The organism is Pseudomonas sp. FW305-96 (assembly GCF_058783825.1).
In genome coordinates this window covers 22,532-41,386 of record NZ_JBYSYW010000031.1, presented here as the reverse complement: position 1 = coordinate 41,386, position 18,855 = coordinate 22,532, and the positions used below count along the sequence as shown (strand labels likewise).

18 protein-coding genes are annotated in these 18,855 nt (G+C 61.2%); 6 read left to right on the top strand and 12 right to left on the bottom strand.

The features are described 5' to 3' along the window. Positions 1-502: 502 nt before the first annotated feature. The 5 genes from AC3WL2_RS20370 to AC3WL2_RS20350 form a co-directional block, all read right to left on the bottom strand. Entirely contained in the window at positions 503-1,219 is a 717-nt protein-coding gene (locus AC3WL2_RS20370; RefSeq protein ID WP_102683956.1) for an ABC transporter ATP-binding protein, read from the bottom strand. Further along, on the bottom strand, positions 1,216-2,091 hold the full coding sequence (locus AC3WL2_RS20365) for an ABC transporter ATP-binding protein (RefSeq protein WP_031314650.1): 876 nt from the start codon (positions 2,089-2,091) through the stop codon (positions 1,216-1,218). The genes AC3WL2_RS20370 and AC3WL2_RS20365 overlap by 4 nt, the downstream gene beginning before the upstream one ends. Beyond that, complete coding sequence (livM, locus tag AC3WL2_RS20360; protein ID WP_102683955.1) at positions 2,088-3,389, bottom strand: high-affinity branched-chain amino acid ABC transporter permease LivM; 1,302 nt, start codon at positions 3,387-3,389, stop codon at positions 2,088-2,090. Before livM ends, AC3WL2_RS20365 begins: the two co-directional genes overlap by 4 nt. Before the next feature lie 2 nt (positions 3,390-3,391). Continuing rightward, entirely contained in the window at positions 3,392-4,306 is a 915-nt protein-coding gene (locus tag AC3WL2_RS20355; RefSeq protein WP_102683954.1) for an ABC transporter permease subunit, read from the bottom strand. Between the two features lie 156 nt (positions 4,307-4,462). After that, positions 4,463-5,599 carry a branched-chain amino acid ABC transporter substrate-binding protein gene (locus tag AC3WL2_RS20350; protein ID WP_102683953.1) on the bottom strand — a complete coding sequence of 379 codons (1,137 nt, stop codon included), beginning with the start codon at positions 5,597-5,599 and terminating at the stop codon, positions 4,463-4,465. 465 nt (positions 5,600-6,064) lie between these two features. Here AC3WL2_RS20350 and pncB point away from each other — a divergent pair, with 465 nt between their 5' ends. Further along, positions 6,065-7,270, top strand: a complete 1,206-nt coding sequence (gene pncB, locus AC3WL2_RS20345) for a nicotinate phosphoribosyltransferase (RefSeq protein WP_102683952.1) — start codon at positions 6,065-6,067, stop codon at positions 7,268-7,270. Between the two features lie 3 nt (positions 7,271-7,273). Beyond that, positions 7,274-8,101, top strand: a complete 828-nt coding sequence (gene nadE, locus AC3WL2_RS20340; protein ID WP_102683951.1) for an NAD(+) synthase — start codon at positions 7,274-7,276, stop codon at positions 8,099-8,101. A 114-nt stretch (positions 8,102-8,215) separates the two neighbouring features. On the opposite strand, the gene azu is transcribed toward nadE, so the two are convergent. Further along, entirely contained in the window at positions 8,216-8,662 is a 447-nt protein-coding gene (azu, locus tag AC3WL2_RS20335) for an azurin (RefSeq protein WP_102683950.1), read from the bottom strand. A gap of 346 nt (positions 8,663-9,008) precedes the next feature. Here azu and AC3WL2_RS20330 point away from each other — a divergent pair, with 346 nt between their 5' ends. The 4 genes from AC3WL2_RS20330 to AC3WL2_RS20315 all read left to right on the top strand — a co-directional run bounded on the left by AC3WL2_RS20330 (position 9,009) and on the right by AC3WL2_RS20315 (position 12,628). Then, positions 9,009-9,599 carry a cytokinin riboside 5'-monophosphate phosphoribohydrolase gene (locus tag AC3WL2_RS20330; RefSeq protein WP_102683949.1) on the top strand — a complete coding sequence of 197 codons (591 nt, stop codon included), beginning with the start codon at positions 9,009-9,011 and terminating at the stop codon, positions 9,597-9,599. 145 nt (positions 9,600-9,744) lie between these two features. Continuing rightward, positions 9,745-10,683 carry a glycosyltransferase family 2 protein gene (locus AC3WL2_RS20325; RefSeq protein ID WP_102683948.1) on the top strand — a complete coding sequence of 313 codons (939 nt, stop codon included), beginning with the start codon at positions 9,745-9,747 and terminating at the stop codon, positions 10,681-10,683. Between the two features lie 44 nt (positions 10,684-10,727). Further along, on the top strand, positions 10,728-11,117 hold the full coding sequence (locus AC3WL2_RS20320; protein WP_102683947.1) for a GtrA family protein: 390 nt from the start codon (positions 10,728-10,730) through the stop codon (positions 11,115-11,117). Positions 11,118-11,122: 5 nt separating this feature from the next. After that, on the top strand, positions 11,123-12,628 hold the full coding sequence (locus AC3WL2_RS20315; RefSeq protein ID WP_102683946.1) for a hypothetical protein: 1,506 nt from the start codon (positions 11,123-11,125) through the stop codon (positions 12,626-12,628). Positions 12,629-12,667: 39 nt separating this feature from the next. On the opposite strand, the gene AC3WL2_RS20310 is transcribed toward AC3WL2_RS20315, so the two are convergent. From AC3WL2_RS20310 to rpsF, 6 genes are all read right to left on the bottom strand, one after another. Further along, positions 12,668-14,971, bottom strand: coding sequence for a YgiQ family radical SAM protein (locus AC3WL2_RS20310; RefSeq protein WP_102683945.1), 2,304 nt, complete (start codon positions 14,969-14,971; stop codon positions 12,668-12,670). A gap of 165 nt (positions 14,972-15,136) precedes the next feature. Next, complete coding sequence (gene dnaB, locus AC3WL2_RS20305) at positions 15,137-16,534, bottom strand: replicative DNA helicase (protein ID WP_102683944.1); 1,398 nt, start codon at positions 16,532-16,534, stop codon at positions 15,137-15,139. Between the two features lie 112 nt (positions 16,535-16,646). Continuing rightward, a complete protein-coding gene (gene rplI, locus AC3WL2_RS20300; protein ID WP_046854006.1) occupies positions 16,647-17,093 on the bottom strand; it encodes a 50S ribosomal protein L9 in 447 nt (148 codons plus the stop codon). A gap of 20 nt (positions 17,094-17,113) precedes the next feature. Further along, positions 17,114-17,980, bottom strand: coding sequence for a hypothetical protein (locus AC3WL2_RS20295; RefSeq protein WP_046854005.1), 867 nt, complete (start codon positions 17,978-17,980; stop codon positions 17,114-17,116). 34 nt (positions 17,981-18,014) lie between these two features. Beyond that, positions 18,015-18,245 carry a 30S ribosomal protein S18 gene (gene rpsR, locus AC3WL2_RS20290; protein WP_003249563.1) on the bottom strand — a complete coding sequence of 77 codons (231 nt, stop codon included), beginning with the start codon at positions 18,243-18,245 and terminating at the stop codon, positions 18,015-18,017. A gap of 28 nt (positions 18,246-18,273) precedes the next feature. Beyond that, positions 18,274-18,699: a 30S ribosomal protein S6 gene (gene rpsF, locus AC3WL2_RS20285; RefSeq protein ID WP_023629370.1), complete on the bottom strand. Its 426-nt coding sequence runs from the start codon at positions 18,697-18,699 to the stop codon at positions 18,274-18,276. Positions 18,700-18,855 lie beyond the last annotated feature (156 nt).

The window sequence follows — 18,855 nt, the reverse complement described above, 5'->3', positions numbered from 1 at the left end:
TCCAGGGAACCTTTGCTTGCTGTGGACATCTGCCCGTGATGGCGCAACGCTTTCAACCTGCCGTCTGCGGCGGTCTGTCCAAAGTTTTTTCACAGACTTATCCACAGAACTCAGATAGCTGTGGATGAACCGCGCAGCTGCTAAAAACCCTCAATAAATCATGCACAAGCAAGACCTGATCAAAAAACGAACAGTTCCTTGGAGGCTGCGGTACACAAGGGCTTGAGCAAGGTGCCACCATGTTTTCCACAGGCGGTTCCACATAATCCGTGGAAAGTTTTCCAGCTGTGGAAACAATAGCTTGCGTGGGGGTTATGGAGTGCTTCGAGAAAGATATGCGACAACTTGTCCACATCTCGACTGACTTGGGTTGGGGCTGCATGGCAGCCCCCTTCGCCGGCAAGCCGGCTCCCACTCCGGTTGCATGGCCCTCAAGCCAAGCACCACCCCTGTGGGAGCCGGCTTGCCGGCGAAAGGGCCGCGCTGCGGCCCCAGTGCTGGATCAGTGCCCGCCCAGGTAGGCGTTACGCACCTCCTCGTTGACCAACAGCTCCTGCCCCGTCCCGGTCATGCGAATCTGCCCGTTGACCATCACATAGGCCCTGTCGGACAGCTTCAATGCATGGTTGGCATTCTGCTCGACCAGGAAAATGGTCATCCCGGTCTGCGCCAGCTCGCGCAGGGTCGAGAAGATCTGCTTGACCACGATCGGCGCCAGCCCCAGCGACGGCTCATCGAGCAGCAAAAGCTTGGGCCGGCTCATCAGCGCCCGTGCAATCGCCAGCATCTGCTGCTCGCCCCCGGACATGGTCATGGCCCGCTGGTTGCGCCGTTCCTTGAGCCGCGGGAACAGTTCGTACATGCGCTGCATGTCCTGGTCTGCATGCTTGTCGCCGATCGGGATGGTGCCCATCATCAGGTTCTCCTCGACGCTCATGTCAGGGAACACCCGGCGCCCCTCCGGGGACTGGGCGATGCCATTGGACGCGATGTAGTGCGACGACTTGCGGGTGATGTCGGTGCCGCGATAGACGATCTGCCCGGATGCCGCGCGCGGCTGGCCGAAGATCGACATCAGCAGCGTGGACTTGCCCGCGCCGTTGGCGCCGATCAGGCTCACCGTCTCGCCTTCGTTGATGTGCATCGAGACCTTCTTCAGGGCCTGGATCGGCCCATAGAACACATCCAGGTCCTTCAGCTCGAGAATGGGCGCGCTCATGTCAGTTCCTCTTCGTCGGCACCCAGGTAGGCGGCAATCACCGTCGGGTTGTGGCGGATATCCTGCGGTGATCCCTCGGCGATCACGTTGCCGTGGTCGAGCACGACGATGTGGTCGGAGATGCTCATGACCATGCCCATGTCGTGCTCGATCAGCACCACGGTGATGTCATGCTCGTCGCGCAGCACGCGGATCATGCGGCTCAGCGCTTCGGTTTCCTGGGGGTTGAGGCCGGCAGCCGGTTCGTCCAGGCAGATGATCTTCGGCCGGGTGCACATGGCCCGGGCAATCTCCAGGCGGCGCTGCTGCCCGTAGGACAGCTCACCGGCCAGGCGGTTGGCGCAGTCCACCAGGTCGACCACCTCCAGCCAGTAGAACGCATGGTCGAGGGCATCGCTCTCGGCCTTGCGATAACCCGGGGTATTGAGCACCCCGGCCAGCAGGTTGCGGTTGACCCACATGTGCTGGGCCACCAGCAGGTTCTCCACCACCGACATTTCCTTGAACAGACGGATGTTCTGGAAAGTGCGCGCCAGCCCGGCGCGGTTGACCAGGTGGGTACCGCCGAACATCTTGTAGTACAGGCGGTTGGCGAAGCGTGCCGGCGAAACGAAGTCCGCCGCCCGGAAGCGCTCGCCGAGCAGCTGGATGACGTTGGTGTGGCTGCCGCGCACGTTCAGTTCGATCCGCCCGCCGGTGGCCTTGTAGAAGCCCGTGAGGCAGTTGAACACCGTGGTCTTGCCGGCGCCATTGGGGCCGATCAGGGCGAAGATCTGATTGCGTTTGACCTGCAGGCTGACATCGCTGAGCGCCTTGATCCCACCGAACTGCATCATCAGGTTGTCTACAGACAGAATGACTTCGTCGCTCATGGCGCCACTCCTTTACGCGGGACCACGCCGGTACGGCTGATGCGGATCAGCCCCCGCGGTCGCCAGATCATCATCAGCACCATCAGCACGCCGAACAGCAGCACCCGGTATTCGGAGAAGCTGCGCAGCAGCTCGGGCGCCACGGTCAGCACGAACGCCGCGATCACCACGCCCACGGTCGAGCCCATGCCGCCGAGCACGACGATGGCCAGGATCAGCGCGGACTCGAAGAAGGTGAACGACGATGGGTTGACGAAGCCCTGGTAGGTGGCAAAGAACACCCCGGCAAGGCCTGCGGTGGACGCGCCGAGGGTGAACGCGGAAAGCTTGACCAGTACGTGGTTCAGGCCCATCGAGCGGCAGGCGATCTCGTCCTCGCGCAAGGCTTCCCAGGCGCGGCCCACCGGCATGCGGGTCAGCCGGTGCTTGACGTAGAGCACCGCCAGCACCACCAGGAACAGCACCGCGTAGATGAACACGAACTTGAGGTTGGCGTTGTATTCGAAGCCGAAGAACTCGTGGATCGGCACCCCGCCATCCTTGGCCCGGCGGCCGAACTCCAGACCCAGGAAGGTCGGCGACGGCGCCGGCATGCCGTTGGGGCCGCCGGTGAACGACAGCCAGTTGTTCAACACCAGGCGGATGATCTCACCGAAGCCGAGGGTGACGATGGCCAGGTAGTCGCCATGCATGCGCAACACCGGGAAGCCGAGGATGCACCCCGCCAGCGCCGCGGCGATGGCCGCCAGTGGCAGCACGCTCCAGAAGCCCAGGCCCAGGTATTGATAGCCCAGCGCCAGGCCGTAGGCACCGATGGCGTAGAACGCCACATAGCCCAGATCAAGCAGGCCGGCCAGGCCGACCACGATGTTCAGGCCCAGCCCCAGCAACACATAGATCAGGCCGAGGATGACCACAGTCAGCAGGTACTTGTTGGCAAAGATCGGGAACACGATGGCGATAACGATCAGCGCCGGGATGATGTAGCGCAGGCGCGACTTGTAGTTCGGCGCCAGCACATGCACGCCCGAGCCGCCACTGTCGAAGCCCTGAAGCATGCGTTGGCCGGTCGGCGTCTGTAGGAACAGGCTGAGGATGAATCGCCCGACCATCACGCCGCCGACCAGCCAGGCTACGCGGGCGGGTTCGGCGTTGAACGTGTAGCCATCGAGCACCACGCCGACGACGGGGCCGAAGACGATAAGGGCCAGCAGGCCGGCGACGAGGGTCTCCAGCAGGCTGCGTTTAAGGTCGAAACCCTTGGTTTGCGAAGCAGGGGCAGTATTGGCAGCGGACATGTTCACACCTTAGCCACGAGCGGGCGACCCAGCAGGCCTTGGGGACGGAAGATGAGGATCATCACCAGCAGCGAGAAGCTGAACACGTCCTTGTAGTCGGAGTTGATCAGGCCGGAGAACAACGATTCGGAAATCCCCAGGATGATCCCGCCAAGCATGGCCCCCGGCAACGAGCCAATGCCGCCGAGCACCGCGGCGGTGAAGGCCTTGATACCGATGATGAAGCCGGCGTAGAAATCGAAGGTGCCGTAGTTCATGGTGATCAGCACGCCGGCCAGCGCGGCCATCACCGCACCGATGACGAACACGTAGGAGATTACCCGGTCGGTATTGATGCCCAGGATCGAGGCCATCTTGCGGTCTTGTTGCGTGGCCCGGCACATGCGCCCGAGCTTGGTGTACTTGATCACGTAGGTGAGCAGTGCCATGCCGACGAAGGCAGCCACCAGGATGAAGATCTTGGTGTAGGTCAGTTGCACGAAACCGGTGCCCACTTCGACACGCATGGCGCCTTCAAGCAGGGTCGGTACGCCTTGCTGGCGGGCACCCTGGCTGATCTGCGCGTAGTTCTGCAGGATCAGCGAAATGCCGATGGCGCTGATCAAGGGCGCGAGGCGAGTGGAGTTGCGCAGGGGTTTGTAGGCGATGCGTTCGATGGTGAAGCCGTAGACGCCGGTGACGACGATGGTGAACAACAGCGTGCCCAGCATCAGCAGCGGAAACGACTCGATACCGAAGTAGGCCAGCAATGCCAGGCTGATCGCCGCGAGGTACGCGGAGATCATGTACACCTCGCCGTGCGCGAAGTTGATCATGCCGATGATGCCATAGACCATTGTGTAGCCGATGGCGATCAGGCCATAGACCGACCCGAGGGTCAGGCCGTTGACCAGTTGCTGCAGGAAAATACCATCCATAACGCAATCTCACCTGATTGAGATTGCACGAGCGCCGACCACGCAGGGCCCGGATGCAGCGGCCCTCGCAGCGCAGAACTGTGCACATCTACTGACAAAGACAGGTACCGCGGGGCAACGGCCCGGGGCATCGCGCGCCCGGGCCGGATGCCATTGTTATTTTTGTTTTTCCAGCTGGTGGTACTTGCCGTTGGCATCCCACTGGTAGACCACGTAGTCGGAGACGGTCAGGTCGCCCTTGCTGTCCCACTTCTTCTCGCCCATGACGGTCTTGACCGGGTTGGCCTTGAGCCACTTGGCGGCGTCCTCGCCCTTGTTCGACTTGGCGCCGTTGAACGCGGCGGCCAGGGCCTGGACCGAGGCGTAGGCATACAGGGTGTAGCCTTCAGGCTCGGTGCCGTTCTTGCGGAACTCCTCGACCACCGCCTTGCTGTCGGGCAGCAGGCGCGGGTCGGCGCCGAAGGTCATGTACACGCCATTGGTGTACTGGGCGCCGCCGGCGGTGGCCACCAGTTCGTCGGTGACGATGCCGTCGTCGGACATGAATGCCACGTCCTTCAGGCCCTGCTCGCGCAGCTGGCGCACCAGAGGGCCTGCCTCCGGGTGCAGGCCGCCGAAGTAGACGACATCGGCACCTGCGGCGCGGATCTTGGTGACAACGGCGCTAAAGTCTTTCTCGCCGCGGGTCAGGCCCTCGTACAGCACCGGGGTGACGCCGCGCTTGATCAGCTGGGCCTTGGTGGCGTCGGCCAGACCCTGGCCATAGGTGTCCTTGTCGTGCAGCACCACCACCTTCTTGCCCTTGAGCACGTCGACAATGTAGTTGCCGGCGACGATGCCCTGCTGGTCGTCACGGCCGCACATGCGGAACATCGCGGACAGGCCGCGCTCGGTCACCTGCGGGTTGGTGGAGCCGGGAGTGATGGCGATCACGCCGGCCTCATCGTAAACCTCGGAAGCGGGGATGGTGTTGGAGGAGCAGAAGTGACCGACCACGCCCGCCACCTTGTCCTGGTCGACCAGGCGGTTGGCCACGGATACTGCCTGCTTCGGCTCGCAAGCGTCATCGCCCTTGACCAGCACGATCTTCTCGCCGTTGACGCCGCCGGCCTTGTTGATCACGTCGGCCGCGGCCTGCGCACCTTTCATGTACTGCTCGCCAAACGCTGCGTTGGCTCCGGTCATCGGGCCCGCGACGCCGATCTTGATGTCGGCCTGAACATACGAAGAAACACCCAGTGCGGTGGCTACAGCCAGTGCCAGGAAACCTTTCTTGTAAAACGTCTGCGACATGAGGTGGTGCTCCTAGAATATTTTTTTTGGTTGGCACTACAACTTCTCAGCCCTGTGCTCCGAGCAAGGGCCGTGCCAGTGGTTTTGTCTTCCGGGAAAACACACGACAAGGGGTGAACAGAGGCGACCGGCGGCCTTTTCTTTATTGAGCGTGCAACCGTCTGCCGCACGGCAAGTGGCACCCACACGCCTAGACAAGGAGCAACCATCGCCCGCCATCATTGCAACCCTCGCAAGTGTTAACGTGCAACCGCGCTGTAACAGCGGACGTCACCGAACTGCACACCACTGGTGCGCGACTGCTACAGGGAGCACTGTTTGAAGGCTAGCTGGCGCACGGTAAATTACCTGTCGCGGCCATGATCGCGGGCGATGCGGGAGCAGGCTTGCCCCGCGATGTGAGCACATGCAAAAGCAAAAGGCTGGCACAATAGCCGCCATTGCCCGCTTTGGAGCTTCCCCCTGATGAGCGAGAGCGCATTCGCCGAGCGCATCGTGCACAACCTGCTCGACACCGACTTCTACAAGCTCACAATGATGCAGGGCGTCCTGCACAACTACCCGGACGCCGATGTCGAATGGGAGTTTCGCTGCCGCAACGGCGAGGACCTGCGCCCCTACCTGGGCGAGATCCGCAACCAGCTCGAGCTGCTCAGCGAGCTGACCCTGGATGACGGCCAACTGGCCTTCCTCGAGCGCATCAGCTTCCTCAAGCCGGACTTCCTGCGCTTCCTGCGCCTGTTCCGCTTCAACCTGCGCTATGTGCGCATCGGCATCGAGAACGACCAACTGTTCCTGCGCCTGAAAGGCCCATGGCTGCATGTGATCCTGTTCGAAGTGCCGCTGCTGGCCATCATCAGCGAAGTGCGCAACCGCCACCTGCACCCGCGCATGCGCCTGGCCGAAGCCCGCGACCAGCTATATGGCAAGTTCGACTGGCTGCGCGCCCACGCCAGCGACGACGAACTGGCCGAACTGCAGGTGGCCGACTTTGGCACCCGCCGGCGCTTCTCCAGCCGCGTGCAGGAAGACGTGGTGCGGGTGCTGCGCGATGAGTTCCCGGGCCGCTTCGTCGGCACCAGCAACGTCGACCTGGCATGGAAGCTGGATATCAAGCCCCTGGGCACCATGGCCCACGAATGGATCATGGCCCACCAGCAGCTAGGCCCACGGCTGATCGACAGCCAGATCGCCGCTCTGGACTGCTGGGTGCGCGAGTACCGTGGGCTGCTCGGCATCGCCCTGACCGACTGCATCACCATGGATGCCTTCCTGAAGGATTTCGACCTGTACTTCGCCAAGCTGTTCGATGGCCTGCGCCACGATTCGGGCGATCCGGTGGCCTGGGCGGAAAAGGCCATCGCCCATTATCAGAAGCTCGGTATCGACCCGATGACCAAGACCCTGGTGTTCTCCGATGGCCTGAACCTGACCCGCTCGCTGGAAATCTTCCGTGCCTTGCGCGGGCGCATCAACGTCAGCTTTGGCATCGGTACCAACCTGACGTGCGACATCCCCGGCGTGGCACCGATGAACATCGTGCTTAAAATGACCGACTGCAACGGCTCGCCGGTGGCGAAGATCTCCGACGAAGCCGCCAAGACGCAGTGCCGTGACGAAAACTTCGTCGCTTACATGCGCCACGTATTCAAAGTCCCCAGCAAGGAGTAACCCATGCAAGCCGTTCAGCAAGAGATTGCCCGGGCGCTCAAGGTGCAGCCGCCATTCGCCGATGCTGCCGCCCTTGAGCAGGAAGTGGCCCGGCGCGTGGCGTTCATCAAGGACTGCCTGGCCAATGCCCGGCTCAAGACCCTGGTGCTGGGCATCAGTGGCGGTGTCGACTCGCTGACCGCCGCCCTGCTCGCGCAGCGCGCCATCAGCGAGCTGCGCGACGAAACCGGCGACAAGGCATATACCTTCATCGCCGTGCGCCTGCCGTACCACGTGCAGCACGACGAGCACGACGCCCAGGCCTGCCTGGAGGTGATCAAGGCCGACGAGGTGCACACCATCGACATCGCGCCAGCCGTAAAGGCCTTGGCGGCGGAGGTCGAGGAACTGGAAAACGGCTCGCCGACCCTGATCGACTTCGTCGTTGGCAACGTCAAGGCGCGCACGCGCATGGTCGCCCAATACACCGTCGCCGGTGCCCGTGCGGGCCTGGTGATCGGCACGGATCACGCGGCCGAAGCGGTGATGGGCTTCTTCACCAAGTTCGGTGACGGGGCCTGCGACCTGGCGCCGCTGAGCGGGCTGGTGAAAAACCAGGTGCGTTCCATTGCGCGCAGCTTTGGCGCGCCGGAATCGCTGGTGGAAAAAGTACCGACCGCGGACCTCGAAGACCTCGAACCGGGCAAGCCGGACGAAGCGTCCCACGGCGTGACCTACCAGCAGATCGACGCCTTCCTGCACGGTGAGCCGGTGAGCCAGGAGGCGTTCGACATCATCGTCGCCACCTACCGCAAGACCCAGCACAAGCGCGAGCTGCCGTTCGCCCCTTGATCCGGCTATGGAAACAACTGTGGGAGCGTGCCTGCCCTGCGATGACGTTGGTGGTTTCACCTTCGCCATCGCGGGGCAAGCCCGCTCCCACAAGGGTACTGCGTCAGGCGTCGCTTACTTGACGACGACCTTGCCCTTCATCATCGAGATGTGGCCAGGGAAGGTGCAGAAGAAGCTGTAGTCGCCACCGGCTTCCAGCTTGGAAGTATCGAGCTTGAAGGTGTCTTTTTCGCCGGCACCGATCATCTTGGTGTGGCCGATGATCGCGGCGTTGTCGGCCTTGATGTAATCCTTGTCCAGGCCTTGCGACATGCCTTCGGTGGCGATGGCCTGCATGTCGGCGGTCTTGCTGATGACCAGGTTGTGGCCCATGACGTTCTTCGGCAGGCTGCCACCGTGGGTCAGTTCGATCTCGACGGTCTTGCAGCTCTTGTCGACGGTGAATTCCTTGGTGTTGAACGACATCTGGTCGGTCGAGTCGACAGTCACCTTGCAGTCGGCGGCAAAGACGGAGGCGCTGGCGAGGGTCAGCAGGGATACCGCTACAGCTTTCGCAAACATCATGAATCTCCTTGGCAGGGTTTTATCAATTGCGAGACTGCCTGAAAACCGAACGCCCGTACCTGATATGGGTCAAGGGGTGTCAAGTCGCCAGCCAGTAGATTTGTTCAATGGATTGTATACAACCAATCAAAGTGCACATCATGCCCTCTTAATGGACGATGAGACAACCTCTCAATTAGGAGCAATGTCATGACATTGAGCAGCATGATGCGCAGCCTGCTGGCAGCCTACGCCTGTGGCGCGGCCGGTTCGGCGGTCTGCGAGTTCGCCCGCCCCGAATGATCCCCTTGGAACCGACAGGCATGCGCCTTACCCTGTGCGCGCATGTAAAGGGAGATAAGCAATGCCTGTACGTTCCGTTTGTGTCTTTTGTGGCGCCAGTATCGGTGCCAACCCTGCCTACCGTGAAGCCGCCGTCGCCCTCGGCCAGGCCATCGCCCGCCGTGGCCTGACGCTGGTGTACGGCGGCGGCGCGGTCGGCCTGATGGGCACCGTCGCCGATGCCGCCATGGCGGCGGGTGGCGAGGTTGTCGGCATCATTCCTGAAAGCCTGATGAACGCCGAAATCGGCCACAAGGGCCTGACCCGCCTGGAGGTGGTGGACGGCATGCATGCGCGCAAGGCGCGCATGGCCGAACTCAGCGACGCCTTCATCGCCCTGCCGGGTGGCCTGGGTACGCTGGAGGAGCTGTTCGAGGTGTGGACCTGGGGGCAACTAGGCTATCACGCCAAGCCGCTGGGGCTGCTGGATGTGAATGGGTTCTATGCGAAGCTCGGCGGGTTCCTCGACCATATTGTCGAGGAAGGCTTCGTGCGACCACAGCACCGGGCAATGCTGTTGCTCGGGGAGCGGCCGGATGAGTTGCTGGACGGGATGGACAGCTTCGTTGCACCCGTGGTGCCGAAGTGGGTCGGCCAATTGCCACTCGGATAAGTACCCAGGATGCTTCTCCTCCAGTGCGTTGATCTGCAATCATCCAGTTTATCAATCTGGAAAATCACACCATCGCTCCGGACAATGGACCATTTTGGTGATTAAATAGTGCATCTCCCACGCCGCGCCCTCAGGAGCTCAGCCGTTGTTGACGCTGGTAATTCCCGTCTACCGAAACGAAGATTCGATTCCTGACCTACTCCAAGCACTTCGTGAGCTGAATCGACAGCTTGATGGTGAGCTGGAAGTAGTTTTCGTCATCGATGGCAGCCCAGACTGTTGTTACCAAATTCTGCGCGACTGTTTGGCCACTGGGCCCCTGCGTTCGCAATTGGCGCTGCTGTCACGCAACTTCGGCTCGTTCATGGCGATTCGCATGGGTCTCCAGTTAGGCCAGGGTGATCGCTTCGCGGTAATGGCAGCAGACCTTCAGGAACCGCCACAACTGGTTCTGGAAATGAATAAGGTTCTACTTGAGCGCCCTGTGGATGTAGTCATCGGTGTACGCGAAAGCCGCGACGATCCCTGGCCCAGCCGGCTGGCCGCTAACGTTTTCTGGGGCCTTTACAGACGCTACGTGGTTCCTGAGATACCACCCGGCGGCGTAGACATCTTTGCTTGCAACAAGACGTTCCGCGACACCCTGTTGACTCTGGAAGAGCGCCACAGCTCGCTCGTTTCGCAAATTTTCTGGCTGGGCTATCGACGCCAGGTCGTATCCTATGTGCGGCGGCAGCGGCAACACGGCCGTTCGGCGTGGACGGTACGGAAAAAACTCAACTACCTCATGGACAGCGTGTTCTCGTTCACCGACCTGCCGATACGCTTGCTGGTCCGAATCGGTGGTGGGGGAGCGTCACTGGCAGCGCTATTCGCTGTATTCGTGCTCTTCGCCAGACTTCACGGCATGATCGAAGTCCCCGGCTATGCCATGACCATGCTGATGATCACCTTCCTCGGCTGCCTCAATCTCCTAGGATTGGGCATCGTTGGCTCCTACGCGTGGCGTGCTTACGAAAACTCCAAGAACAGGCCCCTTGCGATACCGATGCGTATCGAGCATTTCGGTCCCGACCACCAGTGAACGGCCCAACGAGCTGCTCTGCCCCTATAGGGAATGATCGGTAAATGCTCCGAGGTTTACTGAGGCATCCACTTCCACGCTTTCTTCTTTCCGGCGGGCTCAACACTGTTGCTACCTATGCGCTGTATCTGCTGCTATTGAGTATCTTGCCTTACCGACTCAGCTACTCAGTTGCATTCGTCACCGGTATTGTCGTTGCCTACGTACTGAATCGCACATTTGTCTTCCAAAGTCATCGCGGGATCAAGTCAGTTGCGTGGATGCCCATGCTGTATCTGCTCCAATACCTGATAGGCATGCTGGTCGTCTGGCTCTGGGTCGAACAGCTTGGCTGGCCTCAAGAGCCGGCACCGCTGGCAGCGATCCTCGTCACTGTTCCAATAAATTTCGTTCTCTCGAGTTTTGCATTCATGAAACGCATCGGCAAAGAATAAAAGTGATGGCTACCTGGTTCCGCGTCCTAAGATCCTGGCGGCATCGCTCTATGCCCAGCAGCCTCATGATCGGGCTACTCTATGCGCTGCTGTTGGCGGTGCTGTACAGCATCGTAGGCCACATTCCAGTCAATGAAGGGAGGGGCTGGGACGGTCAGGTTTATCTCCAGTACATAGAATTGCTGGGCCATGGCCAAGCCATCGTCGGCGATCCCTATCGCAGCATCCGGATGTCTGGCTTTCTACCGTTGATCGGCGCCTCCGCCCTCGGTGTGCCTGCCAATTCCTTGAGCACGGCTCAGGCCGTTCTGAACATCATCCTGATCTCAACTTCTGCCGGCATGCTCCACGACACCCTGAGACAACTAGGTGTCGCTCCACGGGCTGCACTTCTTTCGCTGGCTACTGGGTTGCTGGCGTGGCCACTGCTGATTATGCCGTTCTACTATCCGGTACTCAGCGACAATGTCGCACTGGTAGTCAGCTGTCTTTGCCTATGGTGCTGGACACGAGGCCTTCAGTTCCCACTCTATACGCTTCTGGCGTATTCAGTCTGGGTTTTGCCGGGCTTGTTCCTGATCCCACTGGCACTGGCCGCCATGCCCAGAAATTTCGATCACAGCAGCGCGACATCTTTTAGCCCGAGACTGACCTTGCTGCTCTTCGCGGTGAGCCTACCCTTCGTCTTATCGCTCGTCATCAGCCTTGCAGGGCAACTCAGTGACGATGAAGTTGCCAGCCACAGCGCACACCTAGGGGGCCAAACAGCGCTGATTTCCTTACGCACACTGTCTTTCATGGCTCTCGTGACCAGCATCACCGTCGTGGTATGGCTTGGCGCACGCAGCGTGGTCGACAGCAGTTTCTGGAAAAGCGTTAGACCAACCAGCGCACTGGTCGCTGCGCTGGTGCTGGCCGCAAGCGCAGTGGCAATGTATCTGCTGATCGATTGGACCAATGGGTTCCAAGGGCCGCCGCTCCTGCATTACATGTTTATGCAGAGCCTGGCGGCTCCCTTCAAACCATTAGTGGCGCACTTCCTCAGCTTCGGCCCCGTCATCATCATCGCGATGGCAGGATGCATCGCCTGGGGTCTCGGAAAGTACCGGTACTTGCCCAAAGCACTTCTGGCAAGCCTGGTGTGTTTCCTTCCCCTGATGTTGGTAGGCTCGGAAAGTCGTCAATGGGTCGGCGCCCTCCCTGTCGCCATCGTGGTAGCGGCGATAATGCCGCTGAGTCTCTTGCAACGCCTGTGCTGCCTGGCCTTTGCCCTTTTGCTTGCACTCCCTTCACTTTGGCTGACGCCTGCCCTGGGACGAGCACTGGGACAAGGCGCTAGCTTCCAGAGTAGTGACTGGCAGCTCTATTTCGGGCGCAATGGACCCTGGATGTCCATCGAAACATATGAACTTGGAGCCTTCATGCTCGCGGCCTTTTGCCTGACGCTGACTGCATGCTGGGCCCAGGCCCAGCGCCGCTCAAGAGTGCTCGAGGACAGCGAGCGAACCTGACTCAAAAAGTTCGCTACACCACTCGACACTTATATCCTTTCAGCGCGGAATCACCGGCTGGCGCGGCTTCTTGCCCTTGCCGCCACCACCCTTGGCCGCTTCCTTGCGCTCCTTGGCCGCCTGCTGGTTGCGGGCGAACGCCTCGGCCTTGGCTTTCTCGCGCTTGTCCCACGGCTTGCTGCCATCGCTGGCACGCGGCGGCAGGCCGGTGTGCTGGGTGAGGATCTTCTGGTCCTTGCCCACCTTGTGGCTGCCGGCCGGGGTCGAGTTCTTGCGCCGCGCGCTCTGGTAAGTGTCGGTCGCCGGCTGGTGCAGCGGGATCAGCTGGTGCTTGCCTGGCCCGATCAGGTCGGCGCGGCCCATCCGCTGCAGCGCCTCGCGCAGCATCGGCCAGCCCTTTGGATCGTGATAACGCAGGAACGCCTTGTGCAAGCGGCGCTGCTCCTCGCTCTTGACGATCTCCACCCCTTCGCTCTTGTAGGTGACCTTGCGCAGCGGGTTCTTGCCCGAATGGTACATGGCGGTGGCCGAAGCCATCGGCGACGGATAGAACGCCTGCACCTGGTCGGCGCGGAAGCCATTGCCCTTGAGCCACAGGGCCAGGTTCATCATGTCTTCGTCGGTGGTGCCTGGGTGGGCGGCGATGAAGTAAGGGATCAGGTACTGCTCCTTGCCCGCCTCTTTCGAGAACTTCTCGAACATGCGCTTGAAGCGGTCGTAGGTGCCGATGCCCGGCTTCATCATCTTGTCCAGCGGACCACGCTCGGTGTGCTCCGGGGCGATCTTCAGGTAACCGCCGACGTGGTGGGTGACCAGCTCGCGCACGTACTCCGGCGACTCGACCGCCAGGTCGTAGCGCAGGCCCGAGGCGATCAGGATCTTCTTGACCCCCGGCAGGGCACGAGCCTTGCGATACAGCTCGATCAGCGAGCTGTGGTCGGTGTTGAGGTTCTCGCAGATGCCCGGGAACACGCAAGAAGGCTTGCGGCAGTGCTTCTCGATGTCGTGGCTCTTGCAGGCGATGCGGTACATGTTGGCGGTCGGGCCGCCGAGGTCGGAGACCACGCCGGTGAAGCCCGGCACCTTGTCGCGCATCTCCTCGATCTCGTGCAGGATCGACTCGTGGGAGCGGTTCTGGATGATCCGGCCTTCGTGCTCGGTGATCGAGCAGAAGGTGCAGCCACCGAAGCAGCCACGCATGATGTTCACCGAGAAGCGGATCATCTCGTAGGCCGGGATGCGCTCCTTGCCATACGCCGGGTGCGGGATGCGCGCATAGGGCATGCCGAACACATAGTCCATCTCTTCGGTGGTCATGGGAATGGGTGGCGGGTTGAACCACACATCCACCTCGCCATGCTTCTGCACCAGGGCGCGGGCGTTGCCCGGGTTGGTCTCCAGGTGCAGCACGCGGTTGGCGTGGGCATAGAGCACCGGGTCGTTGCGCACCTTCTCGAACGACGGCAGGCGGATCACCGACTTCTCGCGGGTGACGCTCGGGCTGTCGAGGATCTGCACGACCTTGGCTTCGTTCGGGTCTTCCTGGTCGCCCTTGGCCTGCTCGATGGCACAGGCCTGGGTGTCCTGGGTGTTCACGTACGGGTTGATGATCTTGTCGACCCGACCCGGGCGGTCGATACGGGTGGAGTCGATCTCGAACCAGCCCTGCGGGGTGTCGCGACGAATGAACGCGGTGCCGCGCACATCGGTGATGTGCTCGATGCGTTCCCCCTGGGACAGGCGCTGGGCAACCTCGACGATCGCGCGTTCGGCGTTGCCGTACAGCAGGATGTCGGCACTGGCGTCGACCAGGATCGAGTGGCGGACCTTGTCCTGCCAGTAGTCGTAATGGGCGATGCGGCGCAGCGAGGCCTCGATGCCGCCGAGCACGATCGGCACGTGCTTGTAGGCTTCCTTGCAGCGCTGGCTGTACACCAGGCTGGCTCGGTCCGGACGCTTGCCGGCCAGGCCGCCGGGGGTATAGGCGTCGTCGGAACGGATCTTCTTGTCCGCGGTGTAGCGGTTGATCATCGAGTCCATGTTGCCCGCCGCGACCCCGAAGAACAGGTTCGGCTCGCCGAGCTTCATGAAGTCGTCCTTCGACTGCCAGTTCGGCTGGGCGATGATGCCCACCCGGAAGCCCTGGGCCTCGAGCAGGCGGCCGATGATGGCCATGCCGAACGATGCGTGGTCGACGTAGGCGTCACCGGTCACGATGATGATGTCGCAGGAATCCCAGCCGAGCTGATCCATCTCCTCCCTGCTCATCGGCAGGAACGGCGCTGGCCCGAAGCATTCGGCCCAGTACTTGGGATAGTCGTAGAGTGGTTTGGCTGCTTGCATGTCAGTGACCGGTTCTAATGTGCAGGAAAATCGCGGGCGCGGAATATAGCACAAATTTTGACCAAATCCGACGGTGGTGGTCGGATTCATCTGTAGCTTCCACTGGCCCTATCGCCGGCAAGCCGGCTCCCACAGGAGCGCTGCTGCCGGGGATAGGCTCGGTGATTACTCGTCGTCGTCGAAGTTGTACATGCCCGGTGCGAGGTTCTCGAAGCGGGTGTACTTGCCGATGAACGCCAGGCGAATGAAGCCGATGGGGCCGTTACGCTGCTTGCCGATGATGATCTCGGCCACGCCCTTGTGCTCGGTCTCGGGGTGATACACCTCGTCACGGTAGACGAACATGATCACGTCGGCGTCCTGCTCGATCGCACCCGATTCACGAAGGTCGGAGTTGACCGGGCGCTTGTTGGGGCGCTGCTCGAGGGAGCGGTTGAGCTGTGACAGGGCGATTACCGGGCAGTTGAATTCCTTGGCCAGCGCCTTGAGCGAGCGGGAGATCTCGGAAATCTCGTTGGTCCGGTTGTCACCTGCCGAACCCGGGATCTGCATCAGCTGCAGGTAGTCGACCATGATCATGGCGATCTCGCCGTGCTCGCGGGCCAGGCGGCGGGTGCGCGCACGCATTTCCGATGGGCTGATGCCGGCGGTATCGTCGATGAACAGCTTGCGGTCGTTCAGCAGGTTGACCGCCGAGGTCAGCCGCGGCCAGTCGTCGTCGTCCAGCTGACCGGAACGCACCTTGGTCTGGTCGATGCGCCCCAGGGACGACAGCATACGCATGATCAGCGATTCACCGGGCATCTCGAGGGAGAACACCAGCACCACCTTGTCGCTGCGCAACACGGCGTTTTCCACCAGGTTCATGGCGAAGGTGGTCTTGCCCATCGACGGACGGCCCGCGACGATGATCAGGTCGGCCGCCTGCAGGCCGCTGGTCTTCTCGTCGAGGTCGGTATAACCGGTGGAAACCCCGGTAATGTCGCTGTCGGAGTTGAACAGCGTATCGATACGGTCGATCGCCTTGGTCAACAGCTCGTTGACCCCCACCGGCCCACCGGTCTTCGGCCGCGCCTCGGCAATCTGGAAGATCTGCCGTTCAGCGTCATCGAGGATTTCTTCGGCGTTACGCCCCTGCGGGTTGAAGGCGTTGTCGGCGATATCGGTACTGATGCTGATCAGCTGTCGCAGCGTGGCCCGCTCGCGGATGATCGCGGCATAGGCCTTGATGTTGGCTACCGACGGGGTGTTCTTGGCCAGCTCGGCAAGGTAGGCCAGGCCGCCGACCTGGGTGGACACGCCTTCCTTGTCCAGTTGCTCGTGCAGGGTGACCACGTCGAACGGCTGGTTCGCATCCACCAACTTGTGGATGGCGCGGAAGATCAGGCGATGGTCATGCCGATAGAAATCGCCGTCCGACACCTGATCCAGCACCCGTTCCCAAGCGTTGTTGTCCAGCATCAGGCCACCGAGCACGGCCTGTTCGGCCTCGATGGAATGCGGCGGCACCTTCAGGGCAGCGGTTTGCAGGTCGAGTTGTTCGGGGGTGGTGATCTCGTTCATGGCCACGAAAGAATTCTGGAAGATGAAAAAGACAAAGGGCACGGCCTGCGCAAAACAGGACCGTGCCCGATGTTAACCGCCTGGCCCGCGAGGGACCAGCCGATTACGCAGCTTAGGCAGCTACGACGACCACACGTACGGTGGCTTCAACGTCGCTGTGCAGGTGCACGGCTACGTCGTATTCGCCAACCTGACGGATGGTGCCGTTCGGCAGACGAACTTCAGCCTTGGCCACTTCAACGCCGGAGGCGGTCAGGGCGTCAGCGATGTCGTGGGTGCCGATCGAACCGAACAGCTTGCCTTCGTCGCCAGCGGTGGCAGTGATGGTCACTTCCAGCTCGGCCAGTTGGGCAGCGCGGCTTTCAGCCGAAGCTTTTTTCTCTGCGGCGGCTTTTTCCAGCTCGGCGCGGCGTTCTTCGAACGCGGCCAGGTTGGCGGCGTTGGCAACGGTGGCCTTGCCGAATGGCAGCAGGAAGTTACGGCCGTAACCAGCCTTAACGTTTACTTTGTCGCCCAGGTTGCCCAGGTTGGCGACTTTTTCCAGCAGGATCAGTTCCATTTGGTAAAACCTCTTAACTTTTAACCTTCACCGTTCGCGGAGTCGTCACCCTGTGAAGGGGACTTGCGACCGCGAAAATCAATCAGGCTGTCGACAATGGCCAGAACCACGAGCAACGGATACATCAGCTGCATGAGCAGCGGCAACGTCACGTACATCCCCACCAGCCAGAAACCGGCCAGTCGCCCTTGTGCCACCAGCCCGTGAATCAGGGCGATGCCAGCGAGCAGCAGCACCAGGCTGGACGCACTGGCCAGGACGATGAACTGCGACCCGATGAACGGGCCCAACACCATCAATGACACCAGCACCAGCATGGGTACCAGCGGCAGCCTCAGTTCGCGAAACTCGCGCCCGAAACCACCGGGGTTGTACAACGCAGCCTGCCAATAGCGCGCCAGCATCAAGGCCAGCAGGCTGAACAGCTGCAGCATTACCGCACTGGAAGCGACCAGCAAAGGGCCGATCAGCTCACCAGGTAGTACTGGTTGGCCCTCGAACTGCGGCAGGGCTTTTTCAAGCGCCTTGGCCAGCACCTCGAAGGTTTCGCGCATCACCGCATCCAGGATCAGGCTGTACAGCAAGCCTAATGCGACACTGGACAGCAGTACCCGGGTCCAGGAATGCCCGGCGCGCAACGAGGCGGCCAGACCCAGCGTTCCCAAAAGCACCAGCAAGGTGCTCGGTTCGCCGAAGAACCCCATGATCAACGCTGGCAAAAGGCCCCAGGCGATGACCGATGAAGCGTCCTTGAACCCGCGCCGCAGGAGCACAAGGCTCCCGGCAGCGGCACTCAACCAGAACAGCAGCGGCAGTACCGCGCTGATGACCACCACGAGGGTGGCCTGCACACGACCGCGCATGATGAAACTTGCCAACGCTCGCATGCTTATCCCTTGCTACTTAGTCGACGACCCGGTCTCAGCGGCCGTGGCTGTCGGTGTAGGGCAGCAGGGCCAGGAAGCGGGCGCGCTTGATAGCGGTGGCCAGCTGACGCTGATAACGAGCTTTGGTACCGGTGATGCGGCTTGGAACGATCTTGCCGGTTTCGGATACGTAAGCTTTCAGGGTGTTGAGATCTTTGAAGTCGATCTCTTTCACGTCTTCAGCAGTGAAGCGGCAGAATTTACGACGACGGAAGAAACGTGCCATGTAATAGGCTCCTCAAAAGGTCCGTGGATTACTCGTCAGCGTTATCGCTGTTGTCGCTGTCATTGCTGTCGTCGCCTTCGGCGCCATCAGCATGCTCAGGACGTTCACGACGCTCACGGCGCTCGCTGCGGTTCTCTTCTGCCTTGAGCATCTCGGACGGGCCGGTGACGGCTTCGTCGCGACGGATGACCAGGTTACGGATCACGGCATCGTTGTAGCGGAAGTTGTCTTCCAGCTCGGCCAGGGCCTTGCCGGAGCACTCAACGTTCAGCATCACGTAGTGAGCCTTGTGAACATTGTTGATTGCGTAGGCCAGTTGACGACGGCCCCAGTCTTCCAGGCGGTGGATCTTGCCACCATCTTCTTCGATCAGCTTGGTGTAACGCTCAACCATGCCGCCGACTTGCTCGCTCTGGTCCGGGTGAACCAGGAAGATGATTTCGTAATGACGCATGAATGCTCCTTACGGGTTAGTAGTCTGCCAGCAACCTGGTCAGACAAGGAGTGAATGACACTGTATGTCTTGCCCTAGAGAGAAGGCACATGCGCGCCTGCCAGCTCGGCAAGGGGCGCAATTGTAGAGAAGCCGGGAAGGACAAGCAAGGAGGTT

Bases quoted from the DNA above. Each gene is read 5' to 3' on its own strand.
- AC3WL2_RS20370 (WP_102683956.1), bottom strand. From the start codon at position 1,219: ATGAGCGCGCCCATTCTCGAGCTGAAGGACCTGGATGTGTTCTATGGG.
- AC3WL2_RS20365 (WP_031314650.1), bottom strand. From the start codon at position 2,091: ATGAGCGACGAAGTCATTCTGTCTGTAGACAACCTGATGATGCAGTTC.
- livM (WP_102683955.1), bottom strand. From the start codon at position 3,389: ATGTCCGCTGCCAATACTGCCCCTGCTTCGCAAACCAAGGGTTTCGAC.
- AC3WL2_RS20355 (WP_102683954.1), bottom strand. From the start codon at position 4,306: ATGGATGGTATTTTCCTGCAGCAACTGGTCAACGGCCTGACCCTCGGG.
- AC3WL2_RS20350 (WP_102683953.1), bottom strand. From the start codon at position 5,599: ATGTCGCAGACGTTTTACAAGAAAGGTTTCCTGGCACTGGCTGTAGCC.
- pncB (WP_102683952.1), top strand. From the start codon at position 6,065: ATGAGCGAGAGCGCATTCGCCGAGCGCATCGTGCACAACCTGCTCGAC.
- nadE (WP_102683951.1), top strand. From the start codon at position 7,274: ATGCAAGCCGTTCAGCAAGAGATTGCCCGGGCGCTCAAGGTGCAGCCG.
- azu (WP_102683950.1), bottom strand. From the start codon at position 8,662: ATGTTTGCGAAAGCTGTAGCGGTATCCCTGCTGACCCTCGCCAGCGCC.
- AC3WL2_RS20330 (WP_102683949.1), top strand. From the start codon at position 9,009: ATGCCTGTACGTTCCGTTTGTGTCTTTTGTGGCGCCAGTATCGGTGCC.
- AC3WL2_RS20320 (WP_102683947.1), top strand. From the start codon at position 10,728: ATGCTCCGAGGTTTACTGAGGCATCCACTTCCACGCTTTCTTCTTTCC.
- AC3WL2_RS20315 (WP_102683946.1), top strand. From the start codon at position 11,123: ATGGCTACCTGGTTCCGCGTCCTAAGATCCTGGCGGCATCGCTCTATG.
- AC3WL2_RS20310 (WP_102683945.1), bottom strand. From the start codon at position 14,971: ATGCAAGCAGCCAAACCACTCTACGACTATCCCAAGTACTGGGCCGAA.
- dnaB (WP_102683944.1), bottom strand. From the start codon at position 16,534: ATGAACGAGATCACCACCCCCGAACAACTCGACCTGCAAACCGCTGCC.
- rplI (WP_046854006.1), bottom strand. From the start codon at position 17,093: ATGGAACTGATCCTGCTGGAAAAAGTCGCCAACCTGGGCAACCTGGGC.
- AC3WL2_RS20295 (WP_046854005.1), bottom strand. From the start codon at position 17,980: ATGCGAGCGTTGGCAAGTTTCATCATGCGCGGTCGTGTGCAGGCCACC.
- rpsR (WP_003249563.1), bottom strand. From the start codon at position 18,245: ATGGCACGTTTCTTCCGTCGTCGTAAATTCTGCCGCTTCACTGCTGAA.
- rpsF (WP_023629370.1), bottom strand. From the start codon at position 18,699: ATGCGTCATTACGAAATCATCTTCCTGGTTCACCCGGACCAGAGCGAG.